General features: G+C 74.0%; 20 protein-coding genes and 1 pseudogene. 10 read left to right on the top strand and 11 right to left on the bottom strand.

The window, feature by feature from the left end; all coding sequences use genetic code 11:
* The first annotated feature begins 17 nt into the window (after nt 1-17).
* Genes LQ51_RS04055 through LQ51_RS04040 form a run of 4 tightly spaced genes read left to right on the top strand, consistent with a single transcriptional unit; the run spans nt 18 to nt 5,138 of the window.
* Nucleotides 18-1,310, top strand: a complete 1,293-nt coding sequence (locus LQ51_RS04055) for a lysine N(6)-hydroxylase/L-ornithine N(5)-oxygenase family protein (protein WP_046563287.1) — start codon at nt 18-20, stop codon at nt 1,308-1,310.
* A complete protein-coding gene (locus LQ51_RS04050) occupies nt 1,307-1,876 on the top strand; it encodes a GNAT family N-acetyltransferase (protein WP_046563286.1) in 570 nt (189 codons plus the stop codon). The genes LQ51_RS04055 and LQ51_RS04050 overlap by 4 nt, the downstream gene beginning before the upstream one ends.
* Entirely contained in the window at nt 1,873-3,651 is a 1,779-nt protein-coding gene (locus LQ51_RS04045) for an IucA/IucC family protein (RefSeq protein WP_046563285.1), read from the top strand. Before LQ51_RS04050 ends, LQ51_RS04045 begins: the two co-directional genes overlap by 4 nt.
* A complete protein-coding gene (locus LQ51_RS04040) occupies nt 3,648-5,138 on the top strand; it encodes an MFS transporter (protein ID WP_046563284.1) in 1,491 nt (496 codons plus the stop codon). Before LQ51_RS04045 ends, LQ51_RS04040 begins: the two co-directional genes overlap by 4 nt.
* A 19-nt stretch (nt 5,139-5,157) precedes the next feature.
* Here the strand turns inward: LQ51_RS04040 and LQ51_RS04035 are convergent, their stop codons facing one another.
* The 5 genes from LQ51_RS04035 to LQ51_RS04020 all read right to left on the bottom strand — a co-directional run bounded on the left by LQ51_RS04035 (nt 5,158) and on the right by LQ51_RS04020 (nt 8,417).
* A complete protein-coding gene (locus LQ51_RS04035) occupies nt 5,158-6,417 on the bottom strand; it encodes an Nramp family divalent metal transporter (protein ID WP_046563283.1) in 1,260 nt (419 codons plus the stop codon).
* 25 nt (nt 6,418-6,442) lie between these two features.
* Nucleotides 6,443-6,637: a hypothetical protein gene (locus LQ51_RS04030; RefSeq protein WP_046563282.1), complete on the bottom strand. Its 195-nt coding sequence runs from the start codon at nt 6,635-6,637 to the stop codon at nt 6,443-6,445.
* Between the two features lie 59 nt (nt 6,638-6,696).
* Nucleotides 6,697-6,840, bottom strand: coding sequence for a hypothetical protein (locus LQ51_RS32635; protein WP_156312970.1), 144 nt, complete (start codon nt 6,838-6,840; stop codon nt 6,697-6,699).
* A gap of 163 nt (nt 6,841-7,003) precedes the next feature.
* A complete protein-coding gene (locus tag LQ51_RS04025) occupies nt 7,004-7,651 on the bottom strand; it encodes a hypothetical protein (RefSeq protein ID WP_046563291.1) in 648 nt (215 codons plus the stop codon).
* 127 nt (nt 7,652-7,778) lie between these two features.
* A complete protein-coding gene (locus tag LQ51_RS04020; RefSeq protein ID WP_046563281.1) occupies nt 7,779-8,417 on the bottom strand; it encodes a TetR/AcrR family transcriptional regulator C-terminal domain-containing protein in 639 nt (212 codons plus the stop codon).
* A gap of 62 nt (nt 8,418-8,479) precedes the next feature.
* Between LQ51_RS04020 and LQ51_RS04015 the strand changes: the two genes are divergently transcribed.
* The gene (locus LQ51_RS04015; protein WP_046563280.1) at nt 8,480-9,631 is read left to right on the top strand and encodes a serine hydrolase domain-containing protein; all 1,152 of its coding nucleotides are present in this window, start codon (nt 8,480-8,482) and stop codon (nt 9,629-9,631) included.
* Nucleotides 9,632-9,682: 51 nt separating this feature from the next.
* On the opposite strand, the gene LQ51_RS04010 is transcribed toward LQ51_RS04015, so the two are convergent.
* Together LQ51_RS04010 and trmB are read right to left on the bottom strand one after the other, a co-directional pair.
* The gene (locus LQ51_RS04010; protein WP_046563279.1) at nt 9,683-12,196 is read right to left on the bottom strand and encodes a DEAD/DEAH box helicase; all 2,514 of its coding nucleotides are present in this window, start codon (nt 12,194-12,196) and stop codon (nt 9,683-9,685) included.
* A gap of 47 nt (nt 12,197-12,243) precedes the next feature.
* A complete protein-coding gene (gene trmB, locus LQ51_RS04005) occupies nt 12,244-12,948 on the bottom strand; it encodes a tRNA (guanosine(46)-N7)-methyltransferase TrmB (protein WP_046563278.1) in 705 nt (234 codons plus the stop codon).
* Nucleotides 12,949-13,082: 134 nt separating this feature from the next.
* Here trmB and LQ51_RS04000 point away from each other — a divergent pair, with 134 nt between their 5' ends.
* From LQ51_RS04000 to LQ51_RS03990, 3 genes are all read left to right on the top strand, one after another.
* Nucleotides 13,083-13,721, top strand: a complete 639-nt coding sequence (locus LQ51_RS04000) for a hypothetical protein (protein WP_046563277.1) — start codon at nt 13,083-13,085, stop codon at nt 13,719-13,721.
* Between the two features lie 8 nt (nt 13,722-13,729).
* Nucleotides 13,730-14,404, top strand: a complete 675-nt coding sequence (locus LQ51_RS03995; RefSeq protein WP_046563276.1) for a class F sortase — start codon at nt 13,730-13,732, stop codon at nt 14,402-14,404.
* Between the two features lie 264 nt (nt 14,405-14,668).
* Entirely contained in the window at nt 14,669-15,253 is a 585-nt protein-coding gene (locus LQ51_RS03990) for a hypothetical protein (protein WP_046563275.1), read from the top strand.
* 154 nt (nt 15,254-15,407) lie between these two features.
* Here LQ51_RS03990 and LQ51_RS03985 read toward each other — a convergent pair whose 3' ends face one another.
* The 3 genes from LQ51_RS03985 to LQ51_RS03975 form a co-directional block, all read right to left on the bottom strand.
* The gene (locus tag LQ51_RS03985) at nt 15,408-15,728 is read right to left on the bottom strand and encodes an antibiotic biosynthesis monooxygenase family protein (RefSeq protein WP_046563274.1); all 321 of its coding nucleotides are present in this window, start codon (nt 15,726-15,728) and stop codon (nt 15,408-15,410) included.
* Nucleotides 15,729-15,747: 19 nt separating this feature from the next.
* Nucleotides 15,748-16,545, bottom strand: coding sequence for an exodeoxyribonuclease III (locus tag LQ51_RS03980; protein ID WP_046563273.1), 798 nt, complete (start codon nt 16,543-16,545; stop codon nt 15,748-15,750).
* A 79-nt stretch (nt 16,546-16,624) separates the two neighbouring features.
* Nucleotides 16,625-17,545 carry a proteasome assembly chaperone family protein gene (locus LQ51_RS03975; protein ID WP_046563272.1) on the bottom strand — a complete coding sequence of 307 codons (921 nt, stop codon included), beginning with the start codon at nt 17,543-17,545 and terminating at the stop codon, nt 16,625-16,627.
* Nucleotides 17,546-17,923: 378 nt separating this feature from the next.
* Between LQ51_RS03975 and LQ51_RS03970 the strand changes: the two genes are divergently transcribed.
* Together LQ51_RS03970 and LQ51_RS03965 are read left to right on the top strand one after the other, a co-directional pair.
* Nucleotides 17,924-18,796 (top strand): hypothetical protein, encoded by an 873-nt coding sequence (locus tag LQ51_RS03970; protein ID WP_046563271.1) that lies wholly within the window; start codon nt 17,924-17,926, stop codon nt 18,794-18,796.
* A 128-nt stretch (nt 18,797-18,924) separates the two neighbouring features.
* Nucleotides 18,925-19,662, top strand: a complete 738-nt coding sequence (locus LQ51_RS03965) for an EcsC family protein (RefSeq protein WP_046563270.1) — start codon at nt 18,925-18,927, stop codon at nt 19,660-19,662.
* A gap of 5 nt (nt 19,663-19,667) precedes the next feature.
* On the opposite strand, the pseudogene LQ51_RS33250 reads toward LQ51_RS03965, so the two are convergent.
* Nucleotides 19,668-19,912 (bottom strand): annotated as a pseudogene (locus LQ51_RS33250) (SGNH/GDSL hydrolase family protein); the annotation flags it as partial.

Below are 19,912 nucleotides of genomic sequence, written 5' to 3'. Positions count from 1 at the left end.
CCGCCCTGGAGAACCGCATGTCGACCCACGACTTCATCGCCGTCGGGCTGGGCCCGTACAACCTCGGCCTGGCCTGCCTCACCGCCCCGATCGCCGACCTCGACGGCCTCTTCCTGGAGGCCCGCGACGATGTCGACTGGCATCCCGGCATGCTGCTGGAGAGCGCGCACCTGCAGACCCCGTTCCTCGCCGACCTGGTCACCCTGGCCGACCCCACCTCGCCGTACTCCTTCCTCTGCTATCTGAAGGAGATCGGCCGGCTCTACCCCTTCTACATCCGGGAGAACTTCTTCCCGCTGCGCAGCGAGTTCGACGCGTACTGCCGGTGGGCCGCCGCGAAGCTGCCCGGCGTCCGCTTCGGCCACCAGGTCACCGCCATCGAGTACGACCCGACGGGCGACCGGTACGTGGTGCGCGCCCGGGTGGACGGCCGCGAGGTCACCCACCGGGCCCGGCGGCTGGTGCTTGGCACCGGCACCCCGCCGCACGTGCCGCCCGCGTGCGCGGGGCTGGGCGGCGACGTGATCCACAACTCGCGGTACCGGGAGCACCGGGCGGCGCTGCGCGGCAAGCGGAGCATCACCGTGGTCGGCAGCGGGCAGAGCGCCGCCGAGATCTACCACGACCTGCTCGCCGACATCGACACCCACGGCTACCAGCTGACCTGGGTCACCCGCTCGCCGCGCTTCTTCCCGCTCGAATACACCAAGCTGACCCTGGAGATGACCTCTCCGGACTACGTGGACTACTTCCACGCCCTGCCCGAGCCGACCCGCTACCGGCTGGAGACCGAGCAGAAGGGCCTGTTCAAGGGCATAGACGCCGAGCTGATCAACGCGATCTTCGACCTGCTCTACGGGAAGAGCGTCGGCGGCCCGGTGCCCACCCGGCTGCTCACCAACACCGAACTGACCGAGGCGGCGTACGACCCGGAGCGCGGGACGTACACGCTGGGGCTGCGCCACGTCGAGCAGGGGCGCGACCTCACCCTGGAGACCGAAGGGCTGGTGCTGGCCACCGGCTACCGCTACCGGGTGCCCGCCTTCCTCGAACCGATCCGGGACCGGATCCGCTGGGACGGCCACGGCCGCTTCGACGTGGCCCGCAACTACAGCATCGACCACACCGGGCGGGGCATCTTCCTGCAGAACGCCGGCACCCACACGCACAGCGTCACCTCGCCCGACCTGGGCATGGGCCCCTACCGCAACTCCTGGATCATCCGGGAGCTGACCGGCCGCGAGCACTACCCGATCGAGAAGAGCATCGCGTTCCAGGAGTTCGGCGCGCCCGCCGGGGTGGCGTCATGACGGCCCACCGGCGGCGTGACCCGCGGCTCGGCGAGTTCAGCCTCCGCCCGCTCGACCCGGACGCCGACGCCGCGCTGCTGCACGGCTGGGTCACCCATCCCAAGGCGGTGTTCTGGATGATGCAGGACGCCGACGTCGACGAGGTGGCCCGGACGTACCGGGCGATCGCGGCCCACCCGCACCACGACGCGTACCTCGGCTGCTGGCGGGACCGGCCGGCGTTCCTCGCCGAGCGCTACGACCCCGCCGAGGTCGAGCTGGTCGGGCTCCACGACGCGGTCCCGGGCGACGTGGGGATGCATTTCCTCTGCGCACCCGCCGAGGCGCCCGTGCACGGCTTCAGCCTCGCCGTGCTCACCACGGTGCTGGACTGGCTCTTCGCCGACCCGGCCACCCGGCGGGTGGTGGTCGAGCCGGACGTGCGCAACACCGCCGTGCACGCGTTGAACGCGGCCGTCGGCTTCACGCCCGTCGGGCCGATCACCAAGCCCGAGAAGACCGCCCTGTTGAGCGTCTGCACCCGCGCGCGGTTCCTGGCCGCCACCCGTCGAGAGGCACCCGAGTGACCACCCCCGCCGCCGCCGTCGCGCACCTCACCCCCGAGCTGTGGGCCGCCGCCAACCGCCACCTGGTCCGCAAGGCGCTGGCCGAGTTCGCCCACGAACGGCTGATCACCCCCGAACCGCAGGGCCCCGGCCACTACCGGGTACGCGGCGACGACGGCACCGCCGAGTACCGCTTCGCGGCCCGGCGGCTCGCCCTGAACCACTGGTGGATCGATCCCGCCGGCCTGACCCGGCACGTCGACGGGCGGGAGGCTCCGCTCGACGCCGTCGACCTCTGCCTGGAGCTGCGCGGCTCGCTCGGCCTCACCGACGCCGTGCTGCCGGTCTACCTGGAGGAGATCACCTCCACCCTGGCCGGGCTCGCCTACAAGCTGGCCCGGCCGGACGTCGACGCGGCGGAGCTGGCCCGGTCGGACTTCCAGCGGATCGAGACGGCGATGACCGAGGGCCACCCGTGCTTCGTGGCCAACAGCGGCCGGATCGGCTGGGGCGTGTCCGACCACCACCGGTACGCCCCGGAGGCCGGCCGGCCGGTCCGCCTGCTCTGGCTCGCCGCCCACCGCGACCACACCACCTTCAGCTGCGCCGCCGACCTGGACTACCACACCCACGTCCGGGCCGAACTCGGCACGGAGACCCTGGCCGCGTTCGCCGGCACCCTCGCCGGGCTCGGCCTCGACCCGGCCGACTACCTGCTGCTGCCGGTGCACCCGTGGCAGTGGTGGAACAGGCTGGCGGTCACCTTCGCCGGCGAGGTGGCCCGGCGGCACCTGGTGCCGCTGGGCGAGGGACCGGACGAGTACCGGGCGCAGCAGTCCGTGCGTACCTTCTTCAACGTCACCGACCCGGGCCGGCACTACGTGAAAACCGCGCTCTCGGTGCTCAACATGGGCTTCCTGCGCGGGCTGTCCGCCGCCTACATGGCGCACACCCCGGCCATCAACGACTGGCTGGCCGGCCTGATCGCCGCCGATCCGGTGTTCGCCCGGACCGGGCTGTCGATCATCCGGGAGCGGGCCGCGATCGGCTACCGGCACCGGCAGTTCGAGGCGGCCACCGACCGGTACTCGCCGTACCGGAAGATGCTCGCCGCGCTCTGGCGGGAGAGCCCGGTGCCCGGCCTGGCGCCCGGCCGCCGGTTGGCCACCATGGCCGCGCTGCTGCACGTCGACCGGGCGGGACGGTCGGTGGCGGCGGCGCTGATCGCCGAGTCCGGCCTCGCGCCGGCGGCCTGGCTGCGCCGCTACCTGGACGCCTACCTGGTCCCGCTGCTGCACGCCCTGCACGCCTACGACCTCGCGTTCATGCCGCACGGCGAGAACGTGATCCTGGTGCTGCGCGACGGCGTGGTGGAACGGGTGGTCTTCAAGGACATCGCCGAGGAGATCGTGGTGATGGACCCGGACGCGGACCTGCCCGAGGCGGTACGCCGGATCCGGGCCGCGGTGCCGGCCGAGCAGAAGGTGCTCGCCATCTTCACCGACGTCTTCGACTCGTTCCTGCGCCACCTCAACGCCATCCTGGTCACCGAGGGCGTGCTGGACGAGGAGTCTTTCTGGGCCACGGTGGCCGGGTGCGCGGCGGCCTACACGGCATCGGTGCCGGAGTTGGCGGACCGGCACGACCTGTTCGTCCCCGAGTTCGCGCTCTCCTGCCTGAACCGGCTGCAACTGCGCGACAACCAGCAGATGGTCGACCTGGCGGACCCCTCGGCGGCGCTCCAGTTCGTCGGCACGCTGGCCAACCCGCTCGCCCCGTACGCCCCGCGGCCGTGAGCGCCCTGGTCGCACCGGCCAGCCCGGTCGGGCCGGCGGTGCTCCGGCACCGGTGGTGGATCCTGGCCGTGCTCTGCCTGGCCCAGGTGACCGTGGTGCTGGACAACACCGTGCTCACCGTGGCGGTGCCGGTGCTCACCACCGAGCTGGGCGCCAGCACCAGCGACGTCCAGTGGATCATCAACGCGTACGCCCTGGTCCTGTCCGGCCTGTTGATCAGCGCGGGCAGCGCGGCCGACCGGTACGGCCGGCGGCGGATGCTGCTGGCCGGGCTGGTCCTGTTCGGGGCCGGCTCGCTGGCCGCCGGGCTGGCCACCACGACCGGTCAGCTCATCGCGGCCCGGGCCGGGATGGGCGTCGGCGGGGCGCTGCTGGTCACCGCCACCCTCGCGGTGGCCGTGCAGGCCTTCGAGGGGCCGGCGCGGCAGCGGGCCATCGGGATCTGGGCGGCGACCAGCGCGCTGGGCTTCGCCGTCGGGCCGCCGGTCGGCGGGGCGATCCTCGCCCACCTGCCCTGGCAGGCCATCTTCCTGGTGAACGTGCCGGTGGCGCTGGTCTGCCTGGTGGCCGTGCGGCTGCTCGTGCCGGAGTCCCGCAAGGCGGTCACCGGCCGTCTCGACGTGCCCGGGGTGCTGCTCTCCACGGCCGGGCTCACCGGCCTGGTCTGGGCCGTCACCGCCGGGCCGGAGCGGGGCTGGGCGGCCCCGGCGGTGCTCGCCGCGGCGGTGGCCGGGGTGCTGCTGCTCGGCCTCTTCGTCGCCTGGGAACGCCGGGTCGCCGACCCGGTGCTGGACCTGGGGCTGTTCCGCGATCCCCGGTTCACCGGCGCGGTCTGCGGGGTTGTGCTGATCACCTTCGGCGCGACCGGCGCGCTGTTCCTGCTCACCCAGCACCTGCAGTTCGTCCGCGGCTACCCGGCCTGGGAGGCCGGGCTGCGGATGGCGCCGTTCGCGCTCTCCATCGTGCTGCTCAACCTCTCCGGAGTGGCCGCCGCGCTGATCCGCCGGCTGGGGCGGCCGACCGCGGTCGCGGCCGGGATGGCGCTGCTCGCCGCCGGTCTGCTGGCCGTCACGTACACCCCCGGCGAGGGCTATCCGGTGCTGCTGGGCGGCCTGCTGCTGATGGGCTCCGGCTGCGCGCTGGCCAACCCGGCGATCGTCGAGGCGGTGCTGAGCGCGCTGCCGCCGGAGCGGGCCGGTGCCGGGGCGGGTGTCGACGGCACCATGACCGAGGTCGGCGGCAGCCTGGGCGTGGCCGTGCTCGGCGCGGTGCTCAACGCGCGGTTCACCGCCCTGCTGCCGGCCGCGCTGGCCGGGGCCGACTCGTTCCCGGCCGCGTTGGCCGCCGCCGGCACCGACGGCGAGCGGGGCGTGGTCCGGGACGCGTTCCGGGTGGCGCTGGAGACCGGGCAGACGGCCGGGGCGGCAGCCGTGCTGGCCGGCGGCCTGGTCACCGCGTATCTGCTGCACCGCGCCCGGCCCCGGTGACGGTGCCGGGCCGGACCGGTCAGCCGACCAGTTGCCGGAGCAGGAACAGGTTGAGCGCCACCACGAGCGCGGTGATCACCGAGGCGGCGGCGGTGGTGGCCCCGTGGTTGACCAGGCTGCCCATCAGGTCCCGGCGGCGGGTGAAGGCCACCACCGGGATCAGCGCGAACGGGATGCCGAAGCTCAGCACCACCTGCGACAGCACGAGGGCCCGGGTCGGGTCGACGCCGACGGCGAGCACCAGCAGCGCGGGCGCCAGGGTGACCAGCCGGCGCACCGCCAGCGGGACGCGGCGGCGCAGGAAGCCCTGCATGATGACCTCGCCGGCGTAGGTGCCCACGCTGGTCGAGGCCAGCCCGGACAGCAGCAGCGCCACGGCGAAGCCCAGCGCCGCCACCGCGCCGAGGCTGCCGGCCAGCCCGGCGTGGACGCCCTCCAGGGTGTCGGTGCCGGTGATCCCGCTGCCGTGGAAGGTGGCCGCCGCGACGAGCAGCATGGCCAGGTTGACCGCGCCGGCGGCGCCCAGGGCGAGCAGCACGTCGGTGCGCAGGCCCTTCGCCACGATCCGCCGCTCGGCCTCGTCGGCCACCGGGATGCGGTTCGGGGTCAGCGCCGAGTGCACGTAGATGACGTGCGGCATGACCGTCGCGCCGAGGATGCCGGCGGCCAGCATCATGCCGTCGACGTCGTGCATCCGGGGCAGCAGCCCGCCCGCCGCGGCGGACACGTCGGGCCGCGCGCTGAGCAGGTTCACCGCGAAGGCCAGCATGATCACGCCGAGCAGCCCGGCGATCGTGATCTCGAACGCCCGGAAACCCCGCGCCCGCAACGCGAGGACGGCGAACGCGGCCGCGCCGACGATCAGGCCGCCGGCCAGCAGCGGGATGCCGAAGAGCAGGTACAGGGCGACGGCGCCGCCGATGACCTCGGCCAGGTCGGTGGCCATGGCCACCAGCTCGGCCTGGACCCACATCACCCGGTTGACCGGGCGGGGCAGGTGTGCGCGGCACAGCTCGGGCAGGCTGAGCCCGGTCGCCAGGCCGAGCTTGGCGGTGAGCGTCTGCACCAGCATGGCGGCCAGGTTCGCCGCCACGACCACCCAGACCAGCAGGTAGCCGTAGCGCGCGCCGGCGGTGGAGTTCGTGGCGAAGTTGCCCGGGTCGACGTAGGCGACCGCGGCCACGAAGGCCGGCCCGAGCAGGATGAGCCGGCCGCGCACCGGGCCCCGGGCACCGGCGGTCCGCAGCGGTGCCGCGATGGTGATGTCGTTGGTGACCACGGTGTGCTCCTCGGCGGGCGGCGGGTCAGGCGGGTTCGCGCTCCGGCGCCGGCCGGCGGGCCGGTCGTGGCGCGGGCGTGCGGTCCAGCGCGTCGGCGACCGGGATGAGTGCCGTGACGGCGGCCAGCGCGAGGACCACCGGCGGGGTCGCGCCGACACCCGCCGCGCCGACGGTGAGCAGGGCGAAGACGGCCAGTTTGGTGCGGTTGACGGTGGACATGTCACCTCCCGGATCCGGCGCCGCCGGGCCGGCCACGCGGCCGGCCCGGCGCGGTGGTGTCAGGTGAGCCTGCTCTTGACCTTGGTGGCGACCTTGCCGGCCATGCCCGGGTTGGTGCCGTAGAGCCGCGGGTCGCCCGGGGCCAGCCAGGCCGCCAGCGGGCGCTGCCGGGATGCGGCGGGCGCCCGCTGAAGAACTCTCATGGGTCCAGCTTCCGACATCAGCTCACATATGCCCTGCATCTCCCCGAAAGATGAAGGAGAGGACCGCAACCGGAATCATCCGGGCCGATCATGGTGGTGACCGTCCGCAGACAGCGACGAGCGGCCGCCCGGAAAGGGGCGGCCGCTCGTCGGGTGGGCCGGGTCAGGCGGCGGTGGACCAGATGGCGCGGAACGCCGCGGCCTCGCCCGCCAGCCACTGCTCGATCTGCTCGGGCTTGACGTCGGCCGGCATCCGGTGCGCCTGGCCGCGCCGGACGTCGACCAGCACCGGCTCGGCGTGCGGCAGGACCGCGTCCATGTGCCGGGCCATCAGGTGCAGGGTGGCCAGGGTGGCCTCCTCGCTCGGCGGGGCCTCGTCGAAGTGCAGCCGGACCGCCTCGACGCGGCCGTCGGCGTAGCGCACCCCGAAATGCGGGTTGATCTTGACGGGCAGGTCGCCGAGCATGGCCAGGGCGTCGCGGGTCTGGGCCAGGTCGACGCCGGCCGGCTCGCCGAGCGAGTGCAGCCAGCTGGTCGCCCCGGGCGCCAGCGCCTCGTAGAGCGGGCGCCAGCGCGGCTTGACCACGTCGGCCACCTGGGCCAGATGGGTGCCGCCGGTGTGGAAGGCGATGTCGGCCTTGAGCGCCTTGACGAACTGGCCGTGCGGGTTGAACCCGTGCCGGCTCGCCCGCTGCTTGCGCAGGCCGCCGACGAAGGTGGCCTTGGTGGGCCCGGTGCGGTCCACGTACCGGGTGAACCCGAGGAGGGTGGCGTAGGGGGTGACGGGGGTGGCGGAGGTGGGCGCAGTCACGAGCATCCTCCCAGGTCAAAAGCTCGATTAGTACATACATTCTAATCGACGGGTCTGACATCGCCCAGGGGTGGAAGGGCCTTTCCGGGGGGCGGTTTCCGGGGCCGTGACCGGCGTAGGGCCGGGGTCAGGAGGAGGCGTGCGCCAGGCTGGCGCGGAGCCCGGAGACGATCAGGTGCAGGCCGTACTCGAACTCGCGGTCGAAGTCGCGGCCGCCCCTGCGCAACGCGGCGCCGCGCGCGACGCGGGGAAACCGGGCAGGATCGATCCGCGGCGGATCCGTCGGCGACTCCTGGTGCGCCCGCATCTCCTGTTCCGCGATGACGGTGCCGAGGATGTGGTTGCCGACGGTGTGGATGCCGTAGATCGCCGACTCGAGGTCGAACCCCGCGTCCTCCATCATCTGCAGCAGCAGCTCCAACCCGGGCCACTGGTCCGCCGGGCTGTGCAGGTGCTCCTTGAGTCGCCCGCCGTCGCGGTGGGCGAGGATGGCCCGCCGGACGGCCCGGGACCGGGCGATGAGCCAGTCCGCCCAGTCCGCCTTGGGCGGGGGGCGTTCGAGGACGGCCATCTCCGGAACGAACATCGCGTCGGCCATCGCCCGGAGCAGATCCTGCTTGCTGGCGAAGTGCCGGTACAACGCCGGACCCTGCACGCCCAGCTCCTGCGCCAGCCGCCGCAACGACAGGCCGTCCAGGCCGACCTCGTTGATCAGGGTCAGGGCGGTCTCGACGATCGTCTCGCGATCGAGCCTGCGCGGTGTCACGTTAACACCGTACCATTATCAGTTATCGGTGTTAACGTGGCGGGGACGGACGGGGGAGCGACATGGACGCACAGGCGGGCGCGCGGGAACTGGTCGACAGGCTGGTCGAGACGGGTCAGGAGACCGGTGTGCAGGTGGCCGCCTACCTGCGCGGCGAGCTGGTGGTGGACGCCTGGGCCGGTCTCGCCGATCCGGCCGGCGGGCGCCGGGTCGACCCGCACACGCTGTTCCACAGCTGGTCGACCGCGAAGGGCTGGCTGTCGACCACCGTGCACGTGCTGGCCGAACAGGGGCTGCTCGACTACGACACCCCGGTGGCGGAGTACTGGCCCCGCTTCGCCGTCCGGGGCAAGGGGCGGATAACCCTGCGGCACGTGCTCACGCACACCGCCGGGATTCCACAGGCGCCGGTGGGGATCACCGCCGCCGACCTGGCCGACTGGGACGGCATGTGCGCCCGGATCGCTGATCTGGCGCCGCTCTGGGAACCGGGCAGTACCTCCGCGTACCACGCGCTGACGTTCGGCTACCTGCTCGGGGAGGTCGTCCGGCGAGCCACCGGGCGGTCCGCCGCCGACGTCCTGCGGGAGGAGGTGGCCCGCCCGCTCGGCATCGCCGATGACCTGTTCTTCGGTGTCCCCGCCGTGCAACACCACCGGCTGGCGCGGCTGGAGGACGGCAACTGGGCCACCGCCATGGCCCGGCGGCCACCCGGGTCGCTATTCGCGGCGGCCGCCCCCGCCGCCGTCCAGCCCCGCGCCGAGCTGGGCAACCACATCGACTACCTGGTCGCCGACGTGCCCACCGCCGGCACGATGACCGCCCGCGCCGCCGCCCGGATGTACGCCGCGCTCATCGGTGACGTCGACGGCGTACGCCTCATCTCGCCGCGCCGGGCCGCCCACCTCGCCACCGTCGCCACCGCCCAGACCGACCCCGTGCTGGGCGTGCCCGTGCCCAAGGGCCTCGGCTATTTCCTCGGCCTGCCCGAGATGGGCGGGCACGCCCGCGCCTTCGGCGCCAAGGGCAGCGGCGGCAGCATCGCCTTCGCGGACCCGGAGCACGGCTTCGCCTTCGCCTTTGCGCACAACCGGATGACCGCACCCCCGGCCGACCTCGCCGGGCAGGTCGCCACCCGGATCCGCGACGCCCTGGGCATCACCCCACCGGGACACCCCGGCCCAGTCGGCGGCGACCGGCCGCCGTCGGGCTGACCTCGGCGAGGCGTTGGAGCTGCCCGCCGTCGGGCTGACCTCGGCGAGGCGCTAGAGCTGCCCGACGTCGGTGATCCGGATGACCGCCGCGCCGACCTCGTCGGACGCGGCGAGGTCCACCTCGGCGCTGATGCCCCAGTCGTGGTCGCCCGCCGGGTCGTCCAGGATCTGGCGTACGGTCCACCGCTCCCGGCCCTGCTCGATCATCAGCAGCGCCGGCCCGCGCGCGTCCGGCCCCACCCCGATCGAGTCGTACGCCGCGAAGTACGGCTCCAGCGCGTCCGCCCAGGCGTCGGCGTTCCAGCCCGCGGCGGCGTCCAGCTCGCCCAGCTCGTCCCAGCGGCGCAGGGCGGCCAGCTCGACCCGGCGGAACAGCGCGTTGCGTACCAGCACCCGGAAGGCGCGGGCGTTGCGGGTGACCGCCGGCGGCCGGTCGTCCAGCGCGGCGTGCGCGGCGGCCGCCTCGGCGACGTCGGACGGGTTGCGCAGCCGCTCCCACTCGTCGATGAGGCTGGAGTCGACCTGCCGGACCAGCTCGCCGAGCCACTCGATGAGGTCGACCAGTTCCTCGGTCTTGGCGTCCTCGGGGACGGTCTGCCGCAGCGTCTTGTACGCGTCGGCGAGGTAGCGCAGCACCAGCCCCTCGGAGCGGGACAGGCCGTAGAACTGCACGTACTCGGGGAAGGTCATGGCCCGCTCGTACATGTCGCGGACCACCGACTTGGGGGAGAGCTGGTGGTCGGCGACCCACGGGTGACCCTGCCGGTACATCTCGTACGCCGACTCCAGCAGCTCGGCCAGGGGCTTGGGCCAGGTCACCTCGTCGAGCAGTTCGAGGCGGGCCTCGTACTCGATGCCCTCGGCCTTCATCGCGGCGACCGCCTCGCCTCGGGCCTTGAACTGCTGCGCGGAGAGCACCTGGCGCGGGTCGTCCAGGATCGACTCGATCACGCTGAGCACGTCGAGGGCGTACGACGGGGACTCCCGGTCGAGCAGCTCGACGGTGGCCAGGGCGAGCGGGGAGAGCGGCTGGTTGAGCGCGAAGTCGAGCTGGAGGTCGACGGTGAGGCGTACCCGCCGGCCCTGCTCGTCCGGCTCGGGCAGCTCCTCGACCACCCCGCCGGCGCGCAGCGCCCGGTAGATGGCGATGGCCCGGCGGATGTGCCGGCGCTGGGCGGCCGGCTCCTCGTGGTTGTCGGTGAGCAGGTGCCGCATCGAGGCGAACGCGTCGCCGGGACGGCCGATGACGTTGAGCAGCATCGAGTGGCTGACCTGGAAGCTGGAGGTGAGCGGCTCCGGCTCGGCCTCGACGAGGCGCTGGAACGTCGGCTCACCCCAGCCGATCGAGCCCTCCGGCGGCTTCTTCTTCACCACCTTGCGGCGCTTCTTCGGGTCGTCACCGGCCTTCGCGAGCGCCTTCTCGTTCTCGATGACGTGCTCGGGGGCCTGCACCACGACCCGGCCCAGCGTGTCGAAGCCGGCCCGGCCGGCGCGGCCGGCGATCTGGTGGAACTCGCGGGCCTTGAGCAGCCGGGTGCGGGTGCCGTCGTACTTGCTCAGGCCGGTGAAGAGCACGGTGCGGATGGGCACGTTGATGCCGACGCCGAGGGTGTCGGTGCCGCAGATGACCTTGAGCAGGCCGGCCTGGGCCAGGGTCTCCACGAGGCGGCGGTACTTGGGCAGCATGCCGGCGTGGTGCACCCCGATGCCGTGCCGGACCAGCCGGGACAGCGTCCTGCCGAAGCCGGAGGTGAACCGGAAGTTCCCGATCGCCTGCGCGATCATGTCCTTCTCCGCCCGGGTGCAGACGTTCACGCTCATCAGCGCCTGGGCCCGCTCCAGCGCGGCGGCCTGGGTGAAGTGCACGACGTAGACCGGGGCCTGCTTGGTGGCCAGCAGCTCCTCCAGGGTCTCGTGCAACGGCGTCATCGCGTACGAGAAGAGCAGCGGGACCGGCCGCTCGGCCGAGCGGACGACGGCGGTCGGCCGCCCGGTACGCCGGGTCAGGTCGTCGACGAAGCGGGTGGTGTCGCCGAGCGTGGCGGACATCAGCACGAACTGGGCCTGCGGCAGCTCGATGATCGGCACCTGCCAGGCCCAGCCCCGGTCCGGCTCGGCGTAGAAGTGGAACTCGTCCATGATCACCTGGCCGACATCGGCCCGGGCGCCCTCGCGCAGCGCCAGGTTCGCCAGGATCTCGGCGGTGCAGCAGATGATCGGGGCGTCGGCGTTGACGCTGGCGTCGCCGGTCAGCATGCCGACGTTCTCCGCCCCGAAGACCTCGCAGAGGGCGAAGAACTTCTCCGAGACCAGCGCCTTGATCGGCGCGGTGTAGAAGGTGGTCCGGTCGTCGGCCAGCGCGGCGAAGTGCGCGGCGATCGCCACCAGGCTCTTGCCCGAGCCGGTCGGCGTGTTCATGATCACGTTCGCGCCGGAGACGATCTCGATGACCGCCTCCTCCTGGTGGGGATAGAGGGCGAAGCCGCGCTCGGACGCCCAGGAGGCGAACGCGTCGTAGAGGGTGTCGGGGTCGGCGGTCTTCGGCAGCGCGGCGGTGAGAGTCATGGCGGCTCCCATCGTGCCCGGATCATGGGTCACCGCGCCAACCGGGTTCAGCGCCGCCGGTGGATCAGGTCGAAGATTTCCCGCCCCGCGGTGAGCGCGCGCCGCTCGAACTTGGTCACCGGCCGGTGCGCCGGGCGCGGCGCGTAGCCCCCGTGCGCGTCCACCAGCTCCGGGTCGGCGGTCAGCGTCCGGCGCATCGACTCGGCGTACTCGGCCCAGTCGGTGGCGCAGTGCAGCGTCCCGCCGGGGGCCAACCGGGAGCGCAGCAACGCCACGTGCGTCGGCTGGATGATCCGCCGCTTGTGGTGCCGGGCCTTGGGCCACGGGTCGGGGAAGAAGACGTGCACCGCGTCCAGGCAGCCCGCCGGCAGGGCCCGGACCAGGTCGAGCGCGTCGCCGCGGGCCACCCGGACGTTCGTCAGCCGGTGCCGTTCGACCAGGTCGAGCAGGTTACCGATTCCGGGCGTATGCACCTCGACCGCCAGATAGTGTCGGTCCGGATCGACCGCCGCCATCGCGGCGGTGGCGTCGCCCATGCCGGAGCCGATCTCCAGCACCAGCGGCGCCCGCCGGTCGAACAGGGCCGCCGGATCGCACGGCCCGTCCAGGTCGGCGATCTCCAGCCCGTACGCGGGCCAGAGCCGGGCCAGCGCGTCGCGCTGCCGGTCGCTCATCCGCCCGCGACGCGGGTGGAACGTCCGGATGCGGGCGGAGTGGGCCGGCGGGGCGGCCGGCGAGTCGGTGGAGGTCACAGCCACCCGAGCGTACGCGACCGCGGCGCCGGATCGGATGTGCGGTACGGCCGGGGGTGAGAGGATTCATCCCGTACGGCAGGACGGGTGGCCCGCCGCCCGACACCGCCAACGCGACGGCGCCGGGAGGGGCCATGGTGTCAGTCACGGGACGGGCGGCGCTGCTGGTCGCGGCCGCCGCGTGCAGCGCCCCGCTGGTCGGCGCCGGGCCCGCCCAGGCCGCCGCGCCGGTCGCGGTCGCCCCGGCGCCCGCCGCAGTCGTGCCCGCCGCCGTGCCGGTGCCGGCCGCCGTCCGAGGGCCCACCGCCGAGCCCGCGCCGGGCCAGCCGGGGACGCAGCCGCCGCCCGCCGACGTGATCTTCGTGGAGGTCACCCCGAGCACCGTCGAGCCCGGCTTCCTGGTCGGCATCCGGGCCAGCTGCCGGGACAACTCCGTGCCGGCGATCGTGGTCTCGGACGCCTTCGGCCGGATCCAGGTGCACCCGCAGCACGGGCTGCTCACCGCCGCGCCGATGGTCAAGGAGCGCACCCGGCCCGGCAACTACCGGGTCAAGCTGGAGTGCCCGAGCGGGCAGACCGCCTCGACGATGCTCCAGGTGGTCAAGCGGGTGCAGCCCAGCCGTGGCCCGGCCACCGGGTTCGGCGGCACCGCGGGGATCGGCGCCGGTGGCCTGCTGGTGCCGATCGGCCTGGCGCTCACCGTGGCCGGGGCCGTCGTCGGCGTGGTGGCCTCGCGGCGGCCCCGTACGGTCCGTGGCGCCGCCCCGCGCTGAGTGTCGTGATGGCCCCGCAGCCCGCCTCCGCCCCGTCGAGCCGGCCCGCCCCGGCCCGCGGCCGTAGCCCCTGGGCGGCGCCGCTCGCGGTGATCCTGGTGCTGGTCGGCGTCTTCGCCACCGGTGCCGGGCTGGGCCGCACGGCGGGGCCGTTCGACTGGGTGCCGGCGGCCACCGGGCCGACCCCGGCCGCCAGCACGCTCGCGCCGGCGCGGACGAGCGCCGCCCGCCCGGTCCGGCTCGCCGTGCCGGCGATCAAGGTGACCGCCCCGGTCACCCCGGTCGGTCAGGCCCGGGACGGCTCGATCGACGTCCCGCCGCTGACCCAGCACAACCAGACCGGCTGGTACGACCGGGGGGCGGTGCCCGGTGAGGCGGGCCGGGCGATCATCGTGGGGCACGTCGACACCAAGAGCGGGCCGGCGGTCTTCTACCGCCTGCACGACCTCAAGCCGGGCGACCGGATCGAGGTGACCCGGTCGGACCGGCGGGTGGTGACCTTCGCGGTCCAGACGGTGGAGTACTTCGACAAGGCCAACCTCCCCGCCGACCGGGTGTACGGCGACGCCGGCCCGGCGGAGCTGCGGCTGATCACCTGCGGCGGCGAGTGGGTCGGTGGCCGGACCGGCTACCAGGACAACGTGATCGTCTTCGCCGCCCTGCTCGACACCGGCGCCCCCTGACCGGCGCGGTCCGGCGCGGGTAATGCCGGTCGGGTCCGGGCGTCCGGGTCGGCAGTCAGGATCGTCGATGTTGCCGGAGCGGCCCGGGGCGTGCTGGAATGGCTTCCATCGCCGCAGCGCCGGGGGCAACCGCGCTGCGCACGGCGAGCACGGGAGCAGCGCAGTGCCGGCAACGGGCCGCTCGGCAGCGGCCCGGGCGCCGCGTGTCGTCGGGTCGTCTCCACTGCCAGCGCACCAGAACCGGCGACGAGGTGAAAAGCGATCATGATCTCCCGGGAAAGTCCCACGGGTTGGTACCGGAACCGCTACCTGTGGGCGGTGGTGATCCTGCTGACGGTCTCGGCCGTCGCGGTCGTCCTGCGCCAGTCGGCCGGCGCGCGGGTGCAGCCGGCCGACCTGGAAGGGCAGTTGATGGTCCGGATGCGTACCACCCTGGAACGGGTGGACCCGGGGCAGCACAATCACGCCGGACACGACGCCCAGCAGGCGGCCGGCGAGGGGGCGGAGAAGCCGCCGGTCATCTGCGGGGTCCGCGTCTACGGCTACGAGCCGGCGACCGCCGGCACCCTCGCCGACGTGCGGACGGTCTACGGCTTCCACCTGTGCGGGGTCGCCGAGCGGAAGTGCCCCTGGGACGTGGCGGTCAAGCTCGCCGGCCCGCTGATCATGGACATGTCCACCGACCCGCCGGGCATCCAGGTGGTCGAGGCGACCGCCGAGGTGCGCTTCGTCGACCGGCTGCGGCAGATGTTCCCGCCCCAGTACGCGGAGCCGGCGCTCAAGGAGGCGCTGGCCCCGCAGGAGATGACCGACCTGCGCCGCCGCTACGCCGCCGCGGCCGGGATCTGACCCGGACGGCCGGCCGGTCGTGCCCGGCCGCCTCGGTGTCCGGCCGGCCCGTGTCCGGCGGGCCTCCGTGTCCGGCCGGCCCGGCGCCGTGCGGGCCTTCGTGCCCGGCGGGTCCTCGTGGCCGCCGGGCCTCCTGCTCGGCGGGGCGGGCGGCTCAGGCCTTGCCGGGCACCTGCTGGACCACCTCGAACTCCAGCAGCGTGGCGCCGGTCGACACCGGTTGGCGCGGCGCGGCGTCCGCGCCGCCCGCGTGCGCGGCCCGGGACGGCCCCTGGGCCCACGCCTGGTAGGCGTCCTCGGACTCCCAGCGGGTGTAGACGAAGTAGCGGCTCTCCCCGGCGACCGGGCGGAGCAGCTCGAAGCCGAGGAAGCCGGGGGAGTTCTCCACCGCGCCGGCCCGGGCCGCGAAGCGCTTCTCCAGCTCCTCGCCGGCGCCGGGTGGGACGTCGATCGCGTTGATCTTCACGACTGCCATGCGTCCCACCCTACGGTGTTCAGAACGACTCGACGGCCGGCACCAGGTCGGCGTCGACCACGATCGGAGCGTGGTCGGAGGGGCCCTTGCCCTTGCGCGCCTCCCGGTCCACGTACGCCGCGGTGACCGCGCGGGCGAACGGCGCGGAGGCGTACACCAGGTCGATCCGCATGCCCTTGTTCTGGTGGAACATCCCGGCCCGGTAGTCCCAGTAGGTGAAGGGGTGCGGGCCCTTCATCGGCGTGGGCACCACGTCGCTGAGACCGAGGTCGCGCAGCGCGGCCAGGGCGGCCCGCTCGGCCGGGGTGACGTGGGTGGAGGTGACGAAGAGCGCCGGATCCCACACGTCGGCGTCGGTCGGGGCCACGTTGAAGTCGCCGCAGACGGCCAGCGGCCGGCCGGTGGCGAGTTCCGGCTCCAGGGCGTCGCGCAGCGCGGCGAACCAGGCCAGCTTGTAGGCGTAGTGCGGGTCGTCGGGGGTGCGCCCGTTGGGCACGTACACCGACCAGACCCGCAGCCCCGCGCAGGTGGCGGAGATGGCCCGCGCCTCCGGCTCGGGAAAGCCGGGTTCGCCGGGGAAGCCGACGGCGACGTCGGCCAGCCCGACCCGGGACAGGATGGCCACCCCGTTCCACCGCCCGTCGCTGTGGCTGGCCACCTCGTAGCCGAGCGCGCCGACCTCGGTGACCGGGAACGCCCCGTCGGGGCACTTCGTCTCCTGCAGGCACACGACGTCGGGCTTCGTGTTGGCCAGCCAGTCGAGCAGCCGGGGCAGGCGGGCCTTCACCGAGTTGACGTTCCAGGTCGCCAGGCGCATGCCTCCAGCCTGCCGCATCCCGGCCCGCCGTGCCGGGTCAGCCGGCCGGGGTGTCGCGCCCCGGCCGGGCGGGGTTGGCTCAGCGCTCCGGAGTGTCGCCCGGGCGGGTCTGCTCGGCGAGGAAGCGCTCCAGCTCCGCGCCGAGTTCGTCGGCGGTGGGCAGCGGGCCGGTCTCGCCGGCCAGCAGGTTCTTCGCGCCCCGACCACGGGCGAACGCGTCGTACTGCTCTTCGAGGGCCTGCACCAGGGTGGCCGCCTCCTCGGTCTGGGCGACCTGACGGTCGATCTCCACCCGGATCACCTCGGCGGCCGAGCGCAGGCTGTCGTGGGGCAGCAGCAGGCCGGTGCTGCGGGACACCGCGGTGAGCAGCGCCTCGGCGGCCGCCGGGTATTCGGTCTGCGCGACGTAGTGCGGCACGTGGGCGGCGAAGCCGAGCGCGTCGCGGCCCTGCTGGCCGAGGCGGTACTCGAGCAGGTGCCCGACGCTGCTGGGGACCTGGACCCGCTGGAGCCACGGCTCGTAGCCGGAGATCAGCTCGGGGCGGGTGGCGTGCGCGGTGACCCCGCTGGGCCGGGTGTGCGGCACCGCCATCGGGATCGAGTTGAGGCCCACGGTGAGCCGGACGTCGAGCCGGGCGGCAACCTCGGCCACGGCCGCCACGAACCGCTCCCACTGCAGGTCCGGCTCGGGGCCGGTGAGCAGCAGGAACGGGGTCTCGTCGTCGTCGTGCAGCAGGTGCAGCTCCAGCGCCGGGGCGTCGTACTCGGCCCAGTGGTCCTCGACGAAGGTCATCACCGGCCGGCGGGAGCGGTAGTCGAAGAGCTGGTCGACGTCGAACCGGGCGATGGTACGGGCCTGGAGGGAGGTGAGCAGCTGCTCCCGGGCCAGCCGGGTGGCGCTGCCGGCGTCGACGAAGCCGGTGAGTGCCTGGATCAGGACCGGCTGCCCGAGCTCGGGCAGGTCGTCGGTCAGTTCGTAGAGCTCGTGTGGGTCGAGCACCGGTGGGGACCTCCCTGGATACGCGGGTGCGGCGGGCCGTGCGCGCACGGCACCCCGTCCGCCCAACGTACCGACCATCCTGGTCCATTCCGTTACCGCCCGGTCGCGGCGGGGGGATGATCACGATCGGCCGGAAGTCGTAGACGTGGACCGGCCGAAAGGACGAGTTAGTCGATCAAGGGCCGGGGTGGGGGCGGCTGCGAGGTTCCGGCCCGCCCCGGCGCGGATCGGGTCGCCCCGGAGGTTCGACCGGTTTGCCGCGTCTGCGCCCGCCCGGGGAGGGGCGGGACCGGCCGTCCGGATCGAATCGGGCATATTGTGACGAGAGCCACCCGATCGCCGTGGGTGATCATGGGATTACCTGCCTAGCCTCGTCGGATGCGTGACGACGGCACCCTCGACGACCAGTACGGCCTCGGCGGTTCGGCTGACCGTTCGGACGATACCCCATCCACCGTCCGGTCAACCGGTTCCGAGGATCCCACCCCTCGACGTTCCCTCGGTACCCGCCTCGGCGGCCTCGCTAACCCCCTCGCCGCCCGCCCCGGCCGGACCCGGCTGGCGGTCGCCACCGGCGCGGTCTGCTGCCTCGGCGTGCTCGGCTTCAGCCAGGTCGGCGTCGGTGTCCCGGGCGGTTCGCCGCGCCCGGCCCTCTCGGTCGACGCCGAGGCCGCCGACCGGGCCACCGCCGACGCCGCCTCCCGGAGCATGCAGCGCACGCCGCCGACCCCGGAGGCCACCACCGCCGCCCCCAGCGCCAGCCCGAGCGCCAAGCCGAAGCCGAAGCCGAAGGCCAAGCCCAAGCCGCGACGGATCGTCCCGGTCGCCGGCCTGGACCAGGCCCAGATGGACAACGCCAAGAAGATCGTGCAGGCCGGCCGCGAGATGGGCGTGCCGCGCCGTGGCCTGGTCATCGCGGTGGCCACCGCGATGCAGGAGAGCACCCTGCTCAACTACGCCAGTGGCGTGCTGCCCGAATCGCAGAGCTACCCCCACCAGGCCATCGGCTGGGACCACGACTCGGTCGGGCTGTTCCAGCAGCGCCCGAGCAGCGGCTGGGGCACCGTCCGTGAGCTGATGGACCCCGAGTACGCCACCAAGGCGTTCCTCTCCGCCCTGGAGGAGATCCCCGGCTGGCAGGACCTGCCGCTCACCGTGGCCGCCCAGGCCGTGCAGGTCTCCGCCTTCCCCGACGCGTACGCCCAGCACGAGTGGCGGGCCGCGCAGGTCGTCGGGGCCATCCTGGCCTGAGCCACGCGCCGCCGGCCGCCGGTTGCCCGGCGGCCGGTCCGGGTACCAGGGGTTTGCCGGTCCCGGGTACACATGATGGGGACCGCTGACCGCGCCGCCCCCGCAGTACGAGCCCCGGGAGCCCCCTCGTGACCGACCCCGCCCCCGTCGACGGCGAGCACACCGACCCCCCGCAGCCGGCCGAGCCGGTCGACGCCCCCGAGGCGCCGCCGGCCACCCTCTGGGACCGGATGCGCGACGACCCCCAGTACGCCCCGGAGCACCTGGCCCTCGAGGCGGTGCGCCGGCTCGGACCGGAGGCCGCGCAGTGGGCCGCCGTCCAGCGGGCGCAGCGGCCCGACGTGCCGGCCGAGGAGTTGGCCGACCTGGCGGTCCGCCGGTTCGTCACGCACGCCCGGCTCTCCGGTGCGGTCTCCGGCGTGGCCGGCCTGCCCGGCGCGGTGATCGACGTCGGCGTGCTGGCCTGGACCCAGGCCCGGCTGGTGCTGCACGTGGCCGCCGCGTACGGCGTCGACCCGCTGCACCCCGACCGGGCCACCGATCTGCTGGTGTTGCAGAAGGTGCACAAGGTCGCCGAGAGCGCCCGGCTGGCCCTCGGGGTGGCCGCCGGGCGGGAACGCGCGGGCGCGCTCTTCGGCCGCGCCGGCGCGCGACCGCTGGGCCGGGTGATGCTCCAGCTCGGGGTGCGGCTGGCCCAGATGGCCGGGGTACGTGCGGCCAAGCGGATCTTCGCCAAGGTGGTGCCCGGCGCCGCGATCGTCCTCGGTACCTGGGCCAACTCCTCGGCGACCAAGGACCTCGCCGACCGGGCTCGCGCCCTCTACCGGGCCGGGCCGGCCAACCTGCCCACCCAGCGCCGGCCCTGACCGGCTCAGTCGTCGACCCAGCGCGCGGCGCGCCAGGTGACGTCGGCCAGCCGGTCCTGCCCGGAGGTGTTCGGGTGGAACCAGTCCAGGCTGTTCACCTGGTCCAGGCCGAACCGGGCCCGGTGGGCCGCGCCGCCGTCCCACCGGCAGCGGGAGCCGTACGCCCGGCAGGCCGCCCGGAGCTGGCCGTTGTAGGCGTCGATCCGCTCCCGGAACCGGGACCGCCGGGCCGCCGCGGCGGGCGCGGCGG

Origin of the sequence: Micromonospora sp. HK10, from assembly GCF_000982955.1 — a bacterium.
Taxonomy (GTDB): Bacteria; Actinomycetota; Actinomycetes; order Mycobacteriales; family Micromonosporaceae; genus Micromonospora.
The sequence above is the reverse complement of the archived record's forward strand: the minus strand, read 5'-3'. Positions and strand labels throughout refer to the sequence as shown.